The following is a 19,791-nucleotide window of genomic DNA, read 5'->3' on the forward strand; positions in this document are numbered from 1 at the left end:
TATTTTTGTCATTTTTGCAACACACTCCACTGTATATGATAAATAAACTTTTCCGTAAGAAGAGTGTCGACCAGATAATTGCAGATGCTCAGGAAGGAACGGGACTTGCTAAAGTGTTGGGCGTCCGCGATTTGGTTTCGCTGGGGATTGCAGCGATCGTCGGGGCCGGAATATTTAGCACCATTGGGCTAGCCAGTTACGAGGGAGGGCCGGCGATTTCCTTACTTTTCGTTTTTGTGGCTTTTGCTTGTGTGTTTACGGCATTGGCGTACGCTCAATTTGCCAGCACGGTTCCTGTTTCGGGAAGTGCCTATACCTATGCCTATGTCGCTTTTGGGGAGCTCTTTGCCTGGATTATCGGGTGGGCACTGGTTTTGGAGTACGCCGTATCCAACACGGTCGTTGCGATTTCTTGGTCTCAATATTTTGTTTCGATGCTGGAGGGGTTTGGCATAAATATTCCGAAGTGGTTGGCTATGGCTCCGGGATACGCAATCGATGCTCATGAAAAGTTTCTTTCAGCGGGAATGACTGCCCTTAGTGCTTCGGATAAGGTCGGACTACATGCTTATCTCTCCGCTCCTCGAGTGGGTGATGTGCCGATCATTTTTGATTTGCCAGCTGGCTTAATTACGGTGCTTGTCACTTGGTTGGTATATGTAGGTATTAAGGAATCGCAGCGGGCAAGTAATATTATGGTTGCCGTTAAAATCGGAATTATTTTACTGGTGATAGCGGGCGGAATGTTCTTTGTGAAACCGGAGAACTGGACACCATTTATGCCTAATGGTGTCCCCGGTGTGATGGGCTCTGTAGCTGCTGTATTCTTCGCTTTTATCGGGTTCGATTCTATTTCCACAACAGCGGAGGAATGCAAAAATCCGCAACGTGATTTGCCGCGGGCAATGATTTTATGTTTGGTCATATGTACGGTATTGTATGTGGCCATCACATTGGTGCTGACAGGAATGGTGAATTATACCGAGTTGAACGTGAAAGACCCGTTGGCATTTGTATTTAAATACGTCGGTTTCGACCGGATGGCAGGTATTGTGTCGATTACGTCGGTTGTCGCCATTACGAGTGCATTGGTAGTGTATCAGCTTGCACAACCAAGAATATGGATGACAATGAGCCGGGATGGTTTGCTTTGGAAAAAGTTTGCTCGTGTGCACCCAAAATATAGGACTCCTTCTTTCGCTACCATCGTAACGGGCGTGGTCGTGGCAGTGCCGTCGTTGTTCTTTAAAATGGACTTTTTTGTCGATTTGACTAGTGTGGGGACATTTTTCGCTTTTATCCTTGTTTGCGCCGGAGTGCTGTATATGGATTATGCTGGTTTATCTGCAAAATCGAAGTTCAGGGTACCGTATATCAACGGGAAATATTTAATTGGATTGGGTTTTATTGCCGCATGGGTTATCCTATATCGATATGGCCAAGACACGCTAAAAGAATGGATAGAACTGCCTTGGTTGGAAATAATTGAACACAAATCACTGCTTGTGGTTTTCTGGCTAGCCTGGCTGATATTGGCCGTAATGGGATTTAAATATAGATTTTCCCTATTGCCTGTCACCGGAATTTTGATTAATCTTTATTTAATGAGTCAGCTCGGAGCAAGTAACTGGATTATATTTTTAATCTGGTTGGCGATCGGATTGGTACTTTATTTTATGTATGGCTATAAACACTCTAGGTTGAATAAGGATGTTTGATAGTTAAAATATTGTGAGAAATATTTCCTTGAACGTGCGATTGTCACAATAAAATTACTATCTTAGCGGTTATATGCAGGGTATTTGTATCCCTTTTTAACTTCAAACTATTTTTTCATGCTTTCTTATGACATCCGTGCCAGAAGATATCTATTTTACTTTCTTTTATCCTTCTCGATACTTTTCACCTCTGGATTTACAATAGCGCAGACTCCCGCATTAAATTTTGAGGGAAAATACGTGTATGCTGACTCCATTTTGGGCAACGCTGCTTATCAATACCTGATGCAGGCGGACGACACTATAAAACACGGAAAATTTAAATTTGAATCCACTGAAGAACATTTTGAAGAGAGTCACATTGTTGAAGGGATCTCGTTAACTGGTAATTATAGCAATAATCGGAAAGACGGTGCGTGGACCTATACCCATCAAAAACTAAAGCTTACCGGTATTGCTAAGCTCAAAGGTTTAGGGGTAAACTACGATGCTAATGGTACAGAATTTCTAATCAATGCTTCTTTTCGCGAGGGAAAAATACACGGTATATACGAATTGCTGAGACGGACGGTTAGACAATCAAATCCGGCTGATACGCTATTTTATGCCAGATTACAGTATACTGACGGAACGTCAACAGGTACCTTTCTTGGCTTTACGCCAAATTTAAAAGTGAGCGGACAGTTTGATGAGGACGGTTTCCCACATGGTGACTGGTTGTTTGTCCACTGCTCGGATAGTGGAGAGCAAATGCGTGAGATGAGACGATATGACCATGGCTTTTTTAGTAAGCATTTCTACAAATCGAATGAGGAGCTAGTTGAAATCAAACATGCCGGTTTCGATACGGTTGTGACGAGTGGGTTGGGGTTACTCACCCATCTTCGAGCCAATCCTACCTATTTTAGAGCTTTGGATTACACCCCTATTGTGATAGAACATGCTTTTGATGATACGGAGGGGAAGGTAATCCCTTTGGATACCGTTCAGGCATGTATCGTACAAGGAAATCTCTTTTTAGAACGAGTTTTTGTCGAACCCGCGATGCATCGGGGAAAAGACATATGGAAAGGAATAGGGGGGAGCGAATCGGTATTGCCGGTGAAGTTGAAAGTCAGAGAGTTTGCGTTTTCACCGGATGAATTTTCCTTAAATCAGAAAAACGAGAAATTATTGATAGAAACCCGAAGCTTAATCCGTACGGTTATTGATAATCCAGCTATGGAGGTACGCCGCTTTGTGAATCCAGAAGTGGGTTTTTATTACGGAGTGTTGGGGATATATCAACGGAATCTCGAAAAGATAAGCCCTGTAGTACGTTTTTTGGCCGACACAGCAGCTGAATATATTGACCACGATGCGATCCTTTTCCATAATATACATCAAATTAGCTACCCTGACGCGGTTGAATTCCAATATCAGGATCAACCTCAAACCAGGCAATATGCTTTTCCTCCAGAGTTGGAGGCAACGGACACGAGGGTGCTTCATACGCATCTCCACATCGTTTATACGGACGTAAACAGGATTTTGGAAATTTTAGAGAAAGCCGTGCAAGACTATGAAATACAAGGTGAATTAGCACGTAAAGAACGTCATCTGATTGGGGTGCGGGATTCGGTTATCCGCCTTTTTATGGATGTTGACTCGAACGATGACTACAATGAATTTCATCGGTATTTGCGAGATAGCGTGCAGTATTTTATGGAATACGCTTTTGCTCGATATGCTAAACAATCAAGCAGTGAGCGCGTAGCAAATATAGATGCTGTGCAGGATTGCTATACCTATTTTCTTACGATTTATGAAACCATAGCTAACTACCAGGAGAAACTAGAAAAGTTAGATCAGGAGTACACCCGGAGTGTATGGAACCCTTATACATTTACGCACATGGAAGAACGTGTGAAGAGTAGACTGTACGATGTATTTGAAAGCCTCCTGTTGCCCTTCTTTTGGAATGACATTCGAGAAAATATTTCCTGCGACACGCTCCCTGGTAAGCTGCAACAATTAGACGCGCTTTTAGGTCGGATGACAGATTTGAGATGGAAAGACACCAAAGATATGGAACGGAAGCTTAGGCGAGCGCGTAAAGATATACCCACTAGTCTGGAAATTCTTGGTTTGCGCCAGCAGATTAAATGATAAGAACGCTCATTAAATTGAATGTCAAACGTATGTGCATTGCAGTGATCAAAAAAATACATTTCAACTATTTACTTCTTTGTTTGGTATGGACCGCCGGCTTTTTTCACCCCGCTATAGGGCAATCCGAAAGACCTGACCAATCCCTCACACAACCCACAACAACGGCCACCTGGAATGGACTGTATGGGAAGTTTCGCCTCGGGAATCGCCTTTATTGGGACGCGCAGTTCCATTATCGCAGAGTGAGCTCGGATGATACGCCGCTTGTGGGCAGAATGGGGCAAATATACAATCGGCATGCGCTGAATTATCAGGTAAACGATCGATTAGCGGTGGCGTTGGGTGGTGTTTTACGGTTGAATTTTACACCAGACCCCGGGAACCCAGCTTTTGAGGATATGGTACTGGAACCCCGCGTATGGCACGAGTATTTATTTGCCATGCCTTTTAACATTGGAATGGCATATCATCGTATCCGTATTGAGCATCGGTGGAATCGTTCCAATGATGTCGGAGCAGATTGGATTTTTCGGAATCGTTGGCGTTACAAGTTTTATATGAATATTCCTTTAAATAATCGCAAACTTATCCCTGGCACATTTATGTTTACCCCAGATGTGGAGATTATTATGCAAAGCGGAAAGCCGGTTATTGATAGTCCGTTGGAAGACTTTCGGGTTAACCCGTCCATAGGCTATATTCATAGTCCGCGTTTAAAATATAGCGTAGGAATGATGTATACCACGGGTCAGACGTTAGGCGCAGGATATATGTATACGTCTCGTTGGGTTTTGCGTACGAATATTTATTTGTCATTGGACTTTCGTAAAAAGCAATCCCGGATACCTGGGGTGCGCTTGTTTGATTAATCTGTTTAGAATACAAAAAAATGGCTAAAGAGCGTAAAAAAACAAACAAAACAATCTCAATACTTATCGTACTTTTACTAGTTTTAATAGTGACAGTGACAGTGCTCTATGTTGGCGCGCGAAGAGATGCGGCAAAATGGAAAAGTTTGCACCATGCTGAAGTCAAAGCGACAGGGGACGATCATCTCAGAGAGGAGCTACGTCGTTTGTTGGAGCTGGATAATCAAGTTTTTAATCAACAATACTTACAAGCCTTGCAGGGCTACGGTCAACTGAGAACCTCTTTGCATGAAATATCCGATAGTCTTATTCAAAGCAGAATATCCTATGTTCAGTCGAGACTGCAAGAGCTGGGTAGCACCATGAACGGCGAACCAGATAGTAATTCGTTGGTGGACTTGACAGCGGATTCTGTTAACCTATTAAGGCAGCGTATCGATAGTATGCAAACCACCTACGGACGTTCAACGGATAGCTTGGCTGAGAATATAACGGAATTGAATCGACTAGTACATGTCCAAAATCGGGTATTAGAGAAAAAGGAACAATTGAATAAGCTTGAATTTATAAATGCAGAGGGCGTTGCTGTTCAGTACATAGGAGAGGTGGTTGACAGTATGGCCAGCGGTGTCGGAACAGGTATGTGGGAAAATTCGGGAGGTGTTTATAAAGGTGAATGGAGGCGCAACCAACGACACGGAAAAGGGGTTTATACATGGAAGGATGGCGAACGTTATGAGGGGGCTTTTAACAACGATAAGCGCACAGGTTTCGGGTCGTACAGTTGGTCCAGTGGCGAGCGTTATGAAGGAAGTTGGTTGAATAATAAGAGACACGGCGAAGGCACATTGTACGACCGTGATGGCAATATTAGCTATCAGGGACATTGGGAAAACGATAAACCTTCAAAGAAATAAAATAAAAACACCAGTCGCGGGGTGGACAAAAGAGTCAACCTGAAAAAGTACGAAATCTTTTTGAAAGCGAAACCGATCAATGAGCGCTCGCCGAAGGCCCCCCCCGCTAAAAAATCGTTAATCAATCGATTGCATTCGTAATTTTTTTATATTTATATCCTATTTAAAAACAAACTAAAAAAATATGTGTGGAATCGTCGGCTACGTCGGTAGTAACCTAGCTTATCCGGTAATTATTGACGGATTAAAGAAATTGGAATATAGAGGGTATGACAGTGCAGGGGTCGCGCTGCATATGGGAAATTCAATTGAAGTTTACAAAAAAGAGGGAAAGGTGGCTGCGTTGGAAGAATCCGTTTACGGAAAAAATGTCCAAGCAACAATAGGCATTGGACATACTCGTTGGGCAACGCATGGTGAACCCTCCGATCGAAACGCCCATCCACATTATTCTAATTCGAAAAATATAGCGATGATACATAATGGTATCATCGAAAACTACGCCCAGCTTAAAAGCGAGCTCCTGCAAAAGGGGTACACATTTAAAAGCGATACTGATTCCGAAGTATTGGTGAATTTCATCGAAGATATTAAAATTAATAATGAATGTTCGCTTGAAGAAGCGGTGAGAATAGCGTTGAAAAGGGTTGTGGGAGCATATGTGATATTATTGCTCGATAAAGATCTGCCAGATACCATCATTGCTGCCCGAAAAGGAAGTCCTTTGGTCATAGGTGTCGGGGAGAAAGCACATTATTTGGGCTCCGATGCTTCACCTATGTTGGCCTATACCAAAGAAGTGGTGTATATAAATGATTACGAGTTGGCGATCGTACGTCCAGATGAATTGATTTTAAAAAATCTGGGCAACGAGCGCATTACGCCGTTTGTGCAAAAACTAGATATGGAATTGGCGGCGATTGAAAAGGGTGGCTTCGATCATTTTATGCTAAAAGAAATCTTCGAACAACCGCAGACTATTTTTGATTCTTTGCGTGGTCGTATGGACGCCGAGCAGCAATCGATTACGTTAAGCGGTGTGGACAAAATTGCTGAGAAGTTTTTAAGTGCAAACCGGATCATTATTGTTGCTTGTGGAACAAGTTGGCACGCCGGTTTATTAGCAGAATATGTAATTGAGGAACTGTGTCGTATTAATGTAGAAGTTGAGTATGCTTCTGAATTTAGGTATAGAAATCCGATCATAACCGATCAAGATGTCATCATTGCGATTTCCCAAAGCGGTGAAACCGCCGACACACTAGTGGCTTTGGAAAATGCCAAGAAGCAAGGCGCTACTATCTTCGGATTGGTCAATGTTGTAGGTTCTTCCATTGCCCGGATGTCTGACGCAGGGGCTTATACACACGCAGGGCCTGAAATTGGTGTGGCAAGTACAAAAGCATTTACGGCACAATTAACCGTACTCTATTTGATCGCTTTGAAAATCGCCCAATTAAAAGGCGCTATTGAGGCTACGTTGTTCAATAGATTGTTGGCAGATCTAGCCAACGTTCCGGCATATGTAAAAGAAATTTTGGACGATCAGCATGCCGTCATTCAAGCGATTGCAAAAAAGTATAGTGACGCCAGAGATTTCCTTTATCTAGGAAGGGGATATAACTTCCCCATTGCATTGGAAGGAGCACTAAAGTTGAAAGAGGTTTCCTACATTCATGCAGAAGGATATCCTGCAGCAGAGATGAAACACGGGCCTATTGCATTGGTTGATGAACAATTGCCTGTCGTTTTCGTCGCCACAAAAGATAGTTATCACGAAAAGATAATCAGTAATATCCAGGAGATTAAAGCCAGAAAAGGAAAAGTCATTGCTGTAGTGTCACACGGCGATATCGTTGCTACGGAGTTAGCTGATGACGTGATGGTTGTGCCGCAAGTGCATGAAATAATCGCTCCTGTTTTATCTGTTATCCCATTGCAGTTGCTGTCATACTATATCGGAATATATAGAGGATTAGATGTGGATAAGCCAAGAAATTTGGCAAAATCGGTAACCGTTGAATAAGGGGGGATGTCAAAGATAATAAAAGAAAAACTAACCGACCTAGGGTATCGTTTCGTTCCCGAGGCTTATTTGCAAAATGGAGACGAATACTATTTTCGTAACCAGCAGTTTCCCGATGACAGAAAATTCCGAAATCTGACGACAGAAGAAATTAAGATTCTGGTCAGGAACGACAACTATTCCAATAATTGGAATCATGTTTTGGTGACCGATAAATTTCTTCCCGAGCAGATTCAACATTCCAAATTTTATGGACTTGTCCGCATAGGTGACATGGAGGATGTTTATCTCGATTTCCGAGATCTTCGTTTACCCTGCGGTATTTATAATTCTACCATTATCAGCAGTGATTTTGGAAGTACCGTAGCCGTTCATAATGTGCGCTATATGGCGCATTTTATTATTGGTGAAGAGGTGATGTTAGCCAATATCAGTGAAATGGAAACTAGCAATAGCGCTAAATTTGGAAATGGTATTCTTAAAACGGATGACGTCGAAGAACGTCGGATTCGATTAGAGCTCTGTAACGAAAATGGGGGACGCTCTGTATTCCCTTTTGATGGGATGCAAGCAGGCGATGTTTATCTATGGTCCCGCCATCGAAACGACTATGAGCTACAACGGCGTTTCCAAGAAATGATGGAGGCACAATTCTCGCCCCATCATGGTTTTTATAGTGAAATTGGTCATCATTCCGTGGTTAAGAACACCCATACCATTAAAGATATTAAAATGGGTTCACACGCTTATGTGAAGGGGGTAAATAAACTGAAGAACCTGACCATCAACTCTTCGGCGGAGTCTTACACACAAATAGGAGAGGGTTGTGAGCTGGTTAATGGTATTATCGGATATGGATGCCGGATTTTCTATGGGGTAAAGGCTGTTCGCTTTATCCTGTCTTCCAACTCTCAGCTGAAATATGGTGCTCGATTGATTAACTCTTTTTTAGGGGATAATTCTACGATTTCCTGTTGTGAAGTTTTAAATTCATTGATTTTTCCGGCACATGAACAGCACCATAACAATTCATTCCTTTGTGCTGCGCTGGTGAAGGGGCAAAGCAATATGGCTGCAGGCGCTACGGTCGGATCTAACCATAATTCTCGGGCAGCAGATGGTGAAATTATTGCTGGACGCGGGTTTTGGCCGGGTTTATGCGTCAGCCTTAAACATAATTCCCGTTTTGCCTCCTATACGCTTATCGTGAAGGGAGATTTCCTGCATGAGTTGAATGTCCGATTTCCGTTCTGCTTGGTAAGCAATGAAGCGGATACTAATCGTTTGATTGTATTGCCGGCATACTGGTTTTTGTATAATATGTACGCCATGATGCGCAATACGTCGAAATTCCAATCACGTGACAAGCGAAAATTTAAGAACCAATATATCGAGTACGACGTATTGGCGCCAGACACGGTGAACGAGATGTTTGATGCATTATTGGAGATTGAAAAGGCGGTAGGCAAGACGTACAGTAATGATCGTACATCGGCAGACCCACAAGCTTTGGGCAAAGAAATCTTATTATCTGATCAGCAGCTTACAGGAAAAGATATTTTACTGGACAACGTAGAATTTTCTAGACGAAAAGTTGTATTGGCTAAACCTAAAGAGGCGTATGTGATATACGGACGTATGATCCGTTATTATGCTGCGACGCAAATTATTAGTTTCTTGGAAAGTAAACCGTTGGCTGACTTACAGACGCTTATCTCGTCGTTTTCAACATCACGTAGCGCATTTGAAAATATCGGTGGACAATTAGTCCCGAAAACAAAATTGGACACCTTATTAGCGGATATTCGTGACAATAAGATTTTATCCTGGAAGGATGCTCATGCGCGTTATCATGCATGGAGTGATGTCTATCTGGAAGATAAGTTACAACATGCGATTGCTTCCTTGGCGGAACTAAGTGGTGTCAACCCAATTTCTTGGGATAAGCAATATCTAAAACAACTCATCGAAGAGGCATTAGACACCCGTCGTTGGATCTTCGATGAGATTGAGGGATCGCGTGCTAAGGATTACCAAAATCCGTTTAAACAAATGGTCTACGACTCCTATGAAGAGATGGAAGAAGTCGTTGGCCGTTTGGAGGATAATGACTTTATTAATAAGGAACGCAAGGGGCTGAAGGTATTTGAGTGTGCAGTGAAAAAAATATTGGAGGAGTTATCAATTATTTGATTCCTTGTTTTTTATAATGTATAAATAGTAATTGACCTGCTGATTAGCAGGTTTTTTTGTTGTCTTTTTACTCGATATAGTTGGTGTTTTTGTATTGTCGTTTACTTAGAATATTGGAGAAAAGGCAATCTATTCTTTATAAATGGTTAATATGTAGTTAATAATGTAAGACTAGTTTTGCGCTCATACAAACGATAGTGTCTATACACACTAACAATTCAATAAATATTATGAAGCATACATTCTCTTCCTGTCGATCCAACGTTCTTTTGTTTTATTTATCGACTACGCTGATTTTGTTTTTCATTTCGTGTAAAGACAATAATGAGCATACCGTGCAAAAAATGCACGATCCCTCAAAACCGATTGTGCTGACATCCTTTTATCCTTTAGAAGGCGGAGCCCGGGATAAAATTCTTCTGGATGGAGAGAATTTCGGAACGGATTCGAAGGCTATCAAAGTGTATTTCAATAACGCAAAGGCATCGGTGATTTCTTCGAGCGGCGAACGTATCTACGCTATTGTACCACGTCTTCCGGGGAAAGATCCGCGCATATCAGTAGTGATTGGTGAAGATTCAGTGATCTACGAAAATTCTTTTGTTTACCATACCCAAGCACAGGTAACTACGGTCACAGGAAACGGAGAACAAGCGTTTTTGCCCGGTCCACTATCGGCGGCGCAGGTGTATGGTAAATACTTAGAGTTGGATGCCGAAGGCAATATATTTATGTCGTGGCGGGATGGGGGAAGCTGGGGTGTGGCTCGTATCAATGAGCAGCAAAATATAGTGACTCCACTTATTGAGGCGAAAACTACTTCCGAACGGGTATTGTATGCTAATGGACTGACAGTGGATAGGGCTACCGGTATGTTGACCGCTGCTCACGAGTCGGTAAAGGAAGTGATGTTTACTTTTGACCCACGAGAGGCTTGGTACCCACGTCAGAAAAACATGAAGTTCTCTAGGACTGAACTGAACTCTATTGTTGATGCTGACCGTTACAATAACTTTATAACTTTTTCACCATGGGATGGGAATCTTTATACGCGCTTTCGCGACGGAAAAGTGGCAAGAATCAATCCCGAGACTTTAGAAGCGACTATTGTTCACCAGGGGCCTACGGGGTCACAGTACGGGCAAGCGATTAACCCCACGAAACCCTGGTTATTGTATATGACTCTGCATTCGAACGCGAGCCCGACGGACTACCGACAAGGAATTTCTGTACTAGATCTTCGTCCAGAGTATATCGACGAGGGATTTAAGCGCCTGAATGCACCTGGCGGTAGTGCCTTTCGTGATGGTCCATTGGAAGAGGCTTTGTTCAATTACCCGAAAGACATCAAGTTCGATAACGATGGAAATATGTTTGTAGCCGATTATGGCAATCATTGTATCCGTATGGTATCGGCGGATAATATCGTGACAACTGTCGCAGGACAGCCGGGTACGGCAGGCTATAAAGACGGTGGACCGATAGAGTCCCTTTTTAATCAGCCTTGGGGTGTCGCTGTCAATGAACAAGGGGATATCTATATCGCGGACTGGAGTAACGCGAGAATCCGTAAACTAGTTATCGAATAATAAAACTGCTATCGTAAAATAATGAAAATAAGAGTTATACAGATCTTGTGCCTGCTTTCCATATGTCTTTGGCTAAGGGAAGCATATGCGCAGCAAACCAAAGAGTTAACCATTGCCGGTACCGTGGTCAACGAGGCTGGTCAGCCTTTATCAAACGTATCGATATATATCAAAGACCGTCCGGCGGGCGGTGCGTCAACAGACAATAACGGCCGCTACAGTTTGGAAGCCAGATATGGAGACAAGCTGGTATTTACTTATGTAGGTTATGAGACCTTTGAACATCTAGTGGTTGATATAAATCTTGGTTTGACGATTACACTTGTGGAAACTACTGAGGACATTGAAGAGGTGATGGTTGTCGGTTTGCAGAACGTACAACGGAAAATTAGTTCGGTCGGTGCGATTACGACAGTAGACGTGAAAGATCTACAGTCTCCAGCACCTTCTTTGACCAACCTCTTGGGAGGAAGGGCACCCGGAGTCATTTCCTTACAAACAAGTGGTGAACCCGGAGCAAATATTGCTGACTTCTGGATTCGGGGAATCGGTACCTTCGGGGCAAATGCCAGCGCCTTAGTACTGATCGATGGTCTGGAAGGTGACTTGAATACGATCGACCCTGCGGATATCGAAAGCTTTTCCATTTTAAAGGATGCTGCGGCTACCGCTGTATACGGCGTGCGTGGTGCCAATGGTGTCGTGATGGTAACGACCAAGCGAGGCTTGGTTGACCGTATACAGATTACCGCACGTGCAAACACCACTTTATCAAGTCTTACCCGCATGCCGGAATATTTGCGAGCCTATGATTATGCACAATTAGCTAATGAAGCAAGTGTGATTCGTGGAGATGTACCCCTATATAACCAGACGGAGATGGGGATTATTCGTGACGGACTGGATTTGGATATGTATCCAGATGTGAGTTGGCAAGACGAAATTTTGAACAATCATTTTTGGAAGCAGAGCTATTATGTCAGTGGTCGGGGCGGATCAGAAGTAGCACGTTATTTCTTGAGTTTAGGAGGGAGAAGTGAAACTGCCGCCTATAAAGTGGATAAGAATAGTGTATATAGTTCGAATGTTGGGTTCAATACGTATAATTATCGGATTAACTTAAATATGAACTTGACCCCTACTACGGAAGTATTTCTCGGATCCGACGGTTTCCTTTCTGTACTGAACCAACCTGGTATAGCTAATACGGATTACATATGGGGAGCACAATCTAGACTCACACCCTTAGCAATTCCTACACAGTATTCAAATGGACTGTTGCCGGGACTGGGGGGAGAAGACCGGTCATCACCTTATGTCATGATCAATCGCACGGGACAAGCTTCCGAACAGGCCTATAAAGGGAAAGCTACGCTTGCTTTAAATCAGGATCTCTCCTTTGTGCTCGATGGACTGAAATTCCGTGCACAAGGTGCTTATGATATACATAGTTACTTTAAGGAACGGAGATACATACAACCTGCTCTTTTTATGGCCCAGGGAAGGGATTACAATGGAGCGCTTATTATGCAGGAAACCGTGCAGGAACAAGCTGCAAGATATGCCGATCCAATGTCGCGTCAGTATCGTAAATATCACCTGGAATCCGTGCTGAACTACGACAGAGTATTCAATGAGGATCACCGAGCATCGGCTTTGGTGTATTATTATATCAGTGACGCTAAGGACACGAAGGACGCAAAAAGTAGTCTAGAGGCTATTCCGTTACGCTATCAAGGAGTATCCAGTCGCTTTACCTACGGATATAGGGATACATACTTACTGGATGTGAACTTCGGATACACGGGTTCAGAGAACTTCCAGCCAGGGAGACAATATGGTTTTTTCCCCTCGATTGCATTGGGGTGGGTGCCTACTGGATATAAATACGTGCAAGAAAATATGCCTTGGTTGAACTATTTTAAAATTAGAGGATCCTACGGTTCGGTGGGTAATGATCGGATTACGGACATCCGTTTTCCTTATTTGACGAAGGTTGATCAAGACACCGAAAATGTCTGGGGAATAGACGGTGTTGAAACGATTACTGAAACTCGCATCGGAGCGGATAATCTAGCGTGGGAAAGAGCAATCAAATCGAACATAGGAATCGAAGGAAAATTCCTGAATAATAAATTGGAGTTTGTAGTGGACCTTTTTGAGGATCAGCGTAACGGAATTTTCCAACAGCGAGTTCAGGTTCCGGAATATGTTGGCGTTATATCCAACCCTTTTGCGAATGTAGGCCGTATGAAAAGCTCGGGTGCTGATGGGAGTATCAGTTATTCGGCCGATCTTTCGCCGGATTTCGGTTTTACGTTACGGGGTAATTTTACCTACTCGAAGAATATGGTACAGAATTGGGAGGAAGCCTATTTGGAGTATCCTTATTTGGAACGGAATGGTTTTCCGCACAATTCTCTTCGCGGTTATCAGGCTATCGGACTATTTAAAGACGAAGATGATATTAAGTACAGCCCGCAGCAATCTTGGGGAGAAGTGCTTCCGGGAGATATTAAATACAAGGACGTAAACGGAGACGGCGTCATTGATGAATTAGACAGAGTGCCACTAACACATAGTAACTACCCGCTGACGATGTATGGTTTTGGGGGAGAGTTCCGGTACAAAAACCTGACTTTAGGCGTATTATTTAAAGCAACCGGTAAAACGTCCTTCTTTTACGTAGGGCAGTCATTGAGAGAAAAAGCGCCAGCATCTTGGGACAAATGGGAAGGTGAATATCGAAATGTTACAAACGGGATGGGGTATTTTCCTTTCTTTCAGGGTAATACGGGTAATGTGTTGGCTTTGGCTGCCGATCCGAGCAATCGCTGGATACCTAGAGAGTATGCTTTGGAGCATGGTATCGATCTGGCTTTAGCCGAAAATCCTGATGCCCGTTTCCCACGTCTGCAATATGGAAACAACGCTAACAACAGTCAGTTGTCGACTTTTTGGGAAGGCGACGCGCGTTATCTGCGTTTACAGGAAGTTACCTTGAACTACCGTGTTAGCCCCAATTTTCTGAAACGGGTAGGAGTTTCGTCCATGGATTTACAGTTTGTGGGAAATAACCTTTATATATGGGACAATGTGAAGATTTTTGATCCGGAACAGGCAGCCTGGAACGGGCGTAAATATCCAATTCCGTCTACCTATTCCCTACAAGCCTATATCAATTTTTAGTATAGAAAAAGAAAGACAAAAGATGAGAACTTCGATCATAAAAAGAATAATAAAAGCAGCTTTGGTTATTCAGGTAGTGGTATTAGCGAGCTCCTGTAAGGATTATTTAAATATCGATAATTACTTCGATGATGAGTATAATATTGACTCGGTTTTTACCAATGCACGTTATATGGAAGCTTACATGTGGGGGGCGGCGGCGATGTTCCCCGACGAATCTAATACGGTTCGGTTTGGCTATACGCCCGGACCAATGGCGACAGACGAAGGCTTTAACGGACTTACCGGTGGCGGATCCAATAACGTGTATTATGGGATGGATTACGTAACGGGAAATATCACTCCAGATTTTTACGGAGCGGGAGCGAGTGGCGAAAATTATAACCTTAACCAATGGGGAAGATATTACAAGATTATTCGAAAATGTAATGCGATTCTGCAAAATTTGGACACACCAAAGGATCTAACCAATATGGATAGACTCCGCCTTGAAGGCTATACGCGCTTTATTCGCGCTTACGCTTACTATAATATATTAGTGGATTACGGGCCCGCGATTCTGCTTGGTGATGAGGTCGTTAATACGAACGAACCGCTCGAATACTATGACCGCCCCCGAGCAACTTATGACGAGACAATGGATTATACGTGCGAGGAACTCGAAAAGGCGGCGCACCTGCTTCCCAAGGAAGGAAATATGTTGAACTTTGGGCGCCCTACAAAAGGAGCTGCGTTTGCACTGATAGCACGTTTACGCTTGATACATGCTAGCCCGCTATTCAATGGAGGACCTGTTGCCGCTTCGTATTACGGTAACTGGACTCGGAAGACGGATGGTGTGCACTATGTATCGCAGCAGTACGATGAAAGTCGTTGGGCAGTTGCGGCGGCGGCGGCTAAACGGGTAATGAATATGGGGCAATACAGACTATATACTGTACAAGCCGATGACGCGACGGCGCCACTTCCTGCGGGTGTAACCTCGGATCCGAATTTCTATAATATCTATCCGAACGGAGCCGGCGGTATTGATGCTTTTCATTCCTATTCGGATATCTTTACTGGAGAAGCTGTGGCACGTATCAATCCAGAGATTATTTGGGGTAGAAGTACAGCCTATATCAATGAATATATTAGTAAAGGGTCGTTTCCGCCATCACTAGGTGGTTGGGGGCGCTTTTGTGTAACACAGAAAGTGGTGGATGCTTATCTAATGGATGATGGCAGGACGAAGGAAGAAGCAACACGGGATGGCTACTATTCTGAAACTGGCTTTACGACGGAGCCACGAAATTTTTCGGGCTACCCGATGAATGCTGGCGTGTACAATATGTACGCGAATCGGGAGATGCGCTTCTATGCTTCTATCGGTTTCAACGAAGCGATTTGGCAAGCATTGTCCAGTAGTACCTTGAACAACCACACCGCTAAATATTACTATCAGGATGTGGATGGCCGTGGAGGGGTGACGGCGACATCACCGAATTACCCGATTACCGGTTATGTCATTAAAAAGTTTAACCACCCAATGGATGCATTTAACGGAACGGGGGCGCGGCACATGGAGAAAGCCTATGCTATTATCCGTTATGCGGAGATTTTACTTTCCTATGCAGAGGCGCTAAACAATCTGACAGGCAGCCATACAGTACAGCTAGGCGATCAACAGCATACCATTTCTAGGAACGTAGACGAGATCAAAAATGCTTTTAACTTAGTACGCTACCGTGCCGGGCTACCCGGACTTACGGATACGCAGTTGGCCTCATCATCGCAAGTTCAAGCACAAATCGAGCGGGAACGTATGGTCGAGTTTTTATGGGAAAACAGGCGCTACTACGACGTGCGCCGGTGGGGGATATATGAAGAAACCGAGCGCGAGCCTATCCGTGGGATGAATCCGGACGGCGCGACCAGAGAAACCTATTATCGACGTGTTATCCCGGGTACCTCTTCCTTTTTGACACGAATCGTCAACAAACGTTCGGTTTGGGTACCCATTCCACGTGCCGAAATGAGAAGGCTACCTTCAGTTGATCAAAACCCAGGATACAATTAGGCCAAACTATAAAGAAGAACGAAATGAAGAAATACCAAATAGCAGCTCTAGTCATCGTCTTGATGTGTATGTCCTGTAAGGACAATGAATTGTTTGAACGAGAAATGTATAAAAATGTCGTTTCCTTGATCAGTAGCGACTATCACAATACCTTTGAGGAGGTTGTTCCGTTGACGGGCGACGAAGTAATCGGGTATATCGCGGCGTCCGTAGGGGGGACAGATGCCACGACACAAGATATTGTCATCGGCTTGGAAGAAGATCCCACACCGCTGGAGATTTACAATAGATCCCTCTATGATGAGGACGAAAGTTTATACGCGAAGCTCCTGCCAGTCGATAAATATGAAATTAAGGACTACCAGATCCAGATCAATGCTGGAGAGCGAACCGGTCGGACTTTGGTTCGGTTACGACCAGAAGGTTTGTCGCCAGATTCTACTTATTTTATAGCCTTGAAGGCGACGGATATCGCTGATGTAGAGATTAATGCGAATAAAAACACCATACTCTATCAAGTGCTCATCGCCAACGAATACGCCTCTCAGGCTGATGATGCCTTGTACAGTATGAGCGGCATGGTCGATGGAGTCGTCACGGCAGGGAATAAAGCGCTATTTCCGCTTACAAAAAACAGTGTGCGGGTAATTGCGGGAACAGAACCCTTCGAATCGACGATATCCAATATTAACAAAACGGCCATTGTACTCGTGGTTAATGAGGATAATACGGTGTCGATAGAACCTTATAGGGATATCGAGGTGAATCAACTGAACAATGACCCCAGTTTTCCAAATACCTTCCACAGGGAAACTGTGTTCGGTCGAACCTACAATTCCTTTTTGCTCTCGTATGAATATACGGTAAACGGTACAACACGAGTGATGAAGGAAGAATTAAGAATGGAAGTAAACTACTAAAGGAGCATTAAATGAAATTACATTGGACTACCTTTTTTCTTACGTTTGTTACGCTCTTTGTCGCTTGTAAGAAGGATAACGATGACGAAGGCTATTTTGAATTACAAGATAACGTAGACCTTTATGAACCTTTGCCGCAAGGAGCAACCGAAACTTATTCCCTACGCGCTGATGGGTATTGGCAGGTGGAGCCGTTATACAATGAGAATTGGTTGAAAATTGAGCCCATGTTCGGAAATGGAGATGGAAGTATCTTGATCACAGTGGACAGAAATTCAACCCTCGAAGACCGCCGAGAAGTACTTATGTTCTTGATGAATGGACGCCGTCAGGAGCATATACTGGAAATTGTGCAGGCAGCAAGTGAAAATGGTGTTGGCAACGAGGAACAATATATGCGGGTCGATGGACTCCCTGACAAAGAGGTCTTAATTTCGGAAGAAGGTATCTCCGGTCGTTATACGGTACGTGCTACGGGGACATGGCGAATTGAATTGTCAGAAGAAGCGGATTGGATCAGTGTCGAACCGATGATGGGGACAGGCGATACGCCGGTAGAGTTAAGCATAGCAGCGAACAGGGATGACGAGCGCTCGGTCGACTTAAACTTTTATCTTGATGAGGTATTGCAGCCGAACCCTTTACGTGTCTTGCAAGAAGGCATGGCCGTGCAGGTTATCCTGGAGGAAGATTTTAATTGGTTGCAATACGGTAGTGCGATCTTCTATACCAACACCGACGAAACTAGATTGGATCGTTGGACTTCTGATGAGTTAGCAAGGGGGTGGGGATATCATCAACTGGATCCCACGGGTGTTCCTTCGACTTATGCGCGTCAAGGGTTTTTGAAATTGGGAAGGACAAATTATGGAGGCGATATCCTTAGCCCTAAATTGTCGGCTATACAGGGAACACAAAATGTGAAGGTGACTTTCAAGGCTGTGCCTTATAAAACTGCTGGAGGAGCTGAAGATGTTACACTTCTTAAGGTTGGTGTGGCGGGACCTGGTGTTGTCAGCGTTGATGAGTTTGATATTAATAACTGGCCGGATTATGACGTTGACCCGAATTGTACGATTATCTGGACAGAGGAAAGAACCGCGCGTTCTTTTACGATTGAAGGAGCAACCGCCGAAACACAAATATGGTTTTTGGGTGGTGATTATGATCTACGCAGCGAGAGTGGCTGGTCGGGAGCGAGAAATGTAAACCGTATATTTCTAGATGATGTTTTGGTTACGGTATTGAAGTAAATACGTAAAAATAGGTTGATCCGTTTTTGATGTGAAACGGATCAACCTAAAACCTTTACAATCTAACTTTAGAAACCTTATACGGTTTCCTAACCGCTTTATAGGCTGCTTCCTTAGCTATTTTTGCTTGCAGTTCCGTTACTTTCTCTGGTTTATAAGAGTTCTTACGCACATCGTCGCCGAAAATTTTTTCATACCACGTACATGCAGCTGTAAAGCGACCGTAATCTAATTGTAAATGATAACCATCACGGGTAAACGTATCACCGATGGAGCTGGTTCGTGCATTCTGAATCGCCGTGCCAGCGGGAATAATGTATTTAAAATCGCCCAGTTTGGATAATTTTTTGGAGACGTTAGCAATCGCATTGTACATGGTCAGCTGGTCACGTTCGTAGTTTGCGAAACCTTTATGGTCCGAATCATGTTGGTAAGCCCATGTTTGGTGATAAACAAATTGTGTTTCGGGACTTACCTTTTTGCGTACATAGCTGACGAGCACAGGTAAGTTTTCCATGATCACATCGTACTTACCGGAAAGTGAACTGACCTGTTGAAAGCTTATATAATCCCAGCTTTCATTTTCTAGTGCTTGTGAGATGCTAACGTTCTTTGTTGTTACTTTTATTCCGTCGAGTCCTATTTTGCGGTATTGATAATTCTCCGCGTTGTCATTGGCGTTCTTTACATGCAAGGACAGCGGTGCTCCGCCGATATAGAGATTACCAATAATCATCTTTTTACCTGTGCTTAATGCTAAATCATATAAGTAGTTTTCAATACCATCTTCTGAAAAACTATTGCCTATCGCTAGGATTTTAATGACATGATCTTGTTTCGGCGACACTTGCGCGATAGCCACTAACTGTATGAAGACTGCAAATAGTAACAGACTAGATTTTCTCAT

At 43.5% G+C, this 19,791-nt stretch carries 12 protein-coding genes; 11 read left to right on the forward strand and 1 reads right to left on the reverse strand.

Annotation, left to right across the window (positions count from 1 at the left end; genetic code table 11):
• The first annotated feature begins 35 nt into the window (after positions 1 to 35).
• The 11 genes from C5749_RS16210 to C5749_RS16260 all read left to right on the forward strand — a co-directional run bounded on the left by C5749_RS16210 (position 36) and on the right by C5749_RS16260 (position 18,884).
• Entirely contained in the window at positions 36 to 1,718 is a 1,683-nt protein-coding gene (locus C5749_RS16210) for an amino acid permease (RefSeq protein WP_105727265.1), read from the forward strand.
• Between the two features lie 117 nt (positions 1,719 to 1,835).
• The gene (locus tag C5749_RS16215; RefSeq protein ID WP_105727266.1) at positions 1,836 to 3,866 is read left to right on the forward strand and encodes a hypothetical protein; all 2,031 of its coding nucleotides are present in this window, start codon (positions 1,836 to 1,838) and stop codon (positions 3,864 to 3,866) included.
• A gap of 44 nt (positions 3,867 to 3,910) precedes the next feature.
• Positions 3,911 to 4,738 carry a DUF2490 domain-containing protein gene (locus C5749_RS16220; RefSeq protein WP_219848013.1) on the forward strand — a complete coding sequence of 276 codons (828 nt, stop codon included), beginning with the start codon at positions 3,911 to 3,913 and terminating at the stop codon, positions 4,736 to 4,738.
• 20 nt (positions 4,739 to 4,758) lie between these two features.
• Positions 4,759 to 5,655, forward strand: a complete 897-nt coding sequence (locus tag C5749_RS16225) for an MORN repeat-containing protein (RefSeq protein ID WP_105727268.1) — start codon at positions 4,759 to 4,761, stop codon at positions 5,653 to 5,655.
• Between the two features lie 184 nt (positions 5,656 to 5,839).
• Complete coding sequence (gene glmS / locus C5749_RS16230) at positions 5,840 to 7,681, forward strand: glutamine--fructose-6-phosphate transaminase (isomerizing) (protein WP_105727269.1); 1,842 nt, start codon at positions 5,840 to 5,842, stop codon at positions 7,679 to 7,681.
• Between the two features lie 6 nt (positions 7,682 to 7,687).
• Positions 7,688 to 9,874 carry a DUF4954 family protein gene (locus C5749_RS16235; protein ID WP_105727270.1) on the forward strand — a complete coding sequence of 729 codons (2,187 nt, stop codon included), beginning with the start codon at positions 7,688 to 7,690 and terminating at the stop codon, positions 9,872 to 9,874.
• 230 nt (positions 9,875 to 10,104) lie between these two features.
• Complete coding sequence (locus C5749_RS16240; protein ID WP_105727271.1) at positions 10,105 to 11,463, forward strand: IPT/TIG domain-containing protein; 1,359 nt, start codon at positions 10,105 to 10,107, stop codon at positions 11,461 to 11,463.
• A gap of 21 nt (positions 11,464 to 11,484) precedes the next feature.
• Complete coding sequence (locus C5749_RS16245; protein WP_105727272.1) at positions 11,485 to 14,652, forward strand: SusC/RagA family TonB-linked outer membrane protein; 3,168 nt, start codon at positions 11,485 to 11,487, stop codon at positions 14,650 to 14,652.
• A gap of 22 nt (positions 14,653 to 14,674) precedes the next feature.
• Positions 14,675 to 16,711, forward strand: a complete 2,037-nt coding sequence (locus C5749_RS16250; protein ID WP_105727273.1) for a RagB/SusD family nutrient uptake outer membrane protein — start codon at positions 14,675 to 14,677, stop codon at positions 16,709 to 16,711.
• 23 nt (positions 16,712 to 16,734) lie between these two features.
• Positions 16,735 to 17,631 carry a BT_3044 domain-containing protein gene (locus tag C5749_RS16255; RefSeq protein ID WP_105727274.1) on the forward strand — a complete coding sequence of 299 codons (897 nt, stop codon included), beginning with the start codon at positions 16,735 to 16,737 and terminating at the stop codon, positions 17,629 to 17,631.
• 11 nt (positions 17,632 to 17,642) lie between these two features.
• Positions 17,643 to 18,884 carry a BACON domain-containing protein gene (locus tag C5749_RS16260; protein WP_105727275.1) on the forward strand — a complete coding sequence of 414 codons (1,242 nt, stop codon included), beginning with the start codon at positions 17,643 to 17,645 and terminating at the stop codon, positions 18,882 to 18,884.
• A 55-nt stretch (positions 18,885 to 18,939) separates the two neighbouring features.
• Here the strand turns inward: C5749_RS16260 and C5749_RS16265 are convergent, their stop codons facing one another.
• Positions 18,940 to 19,791 carry a DUF4886 domain-containing protein gene (locus tag C5749_RS16265; RefSeq protein ID WP_105727276.1) on the reverse strand — a complete coding sequence of 284 codons (852 nt, stop codon included), beginning with the start codon at positions 19,789 to 19,791 and terminating at the stop codon, positions 18,940 to 18,942.

Source organism: Sphingobacterium gobiense (assembly GCF_002980575.1).
In the GTDB taxonomy this organism is placed as follows: Bacteria; Bacteroidota; Bacteroidia; order Sphingobacteriales; family Sphingobacteriaceae; genus Sphingobacterium; species Sphingobacterium gobiense.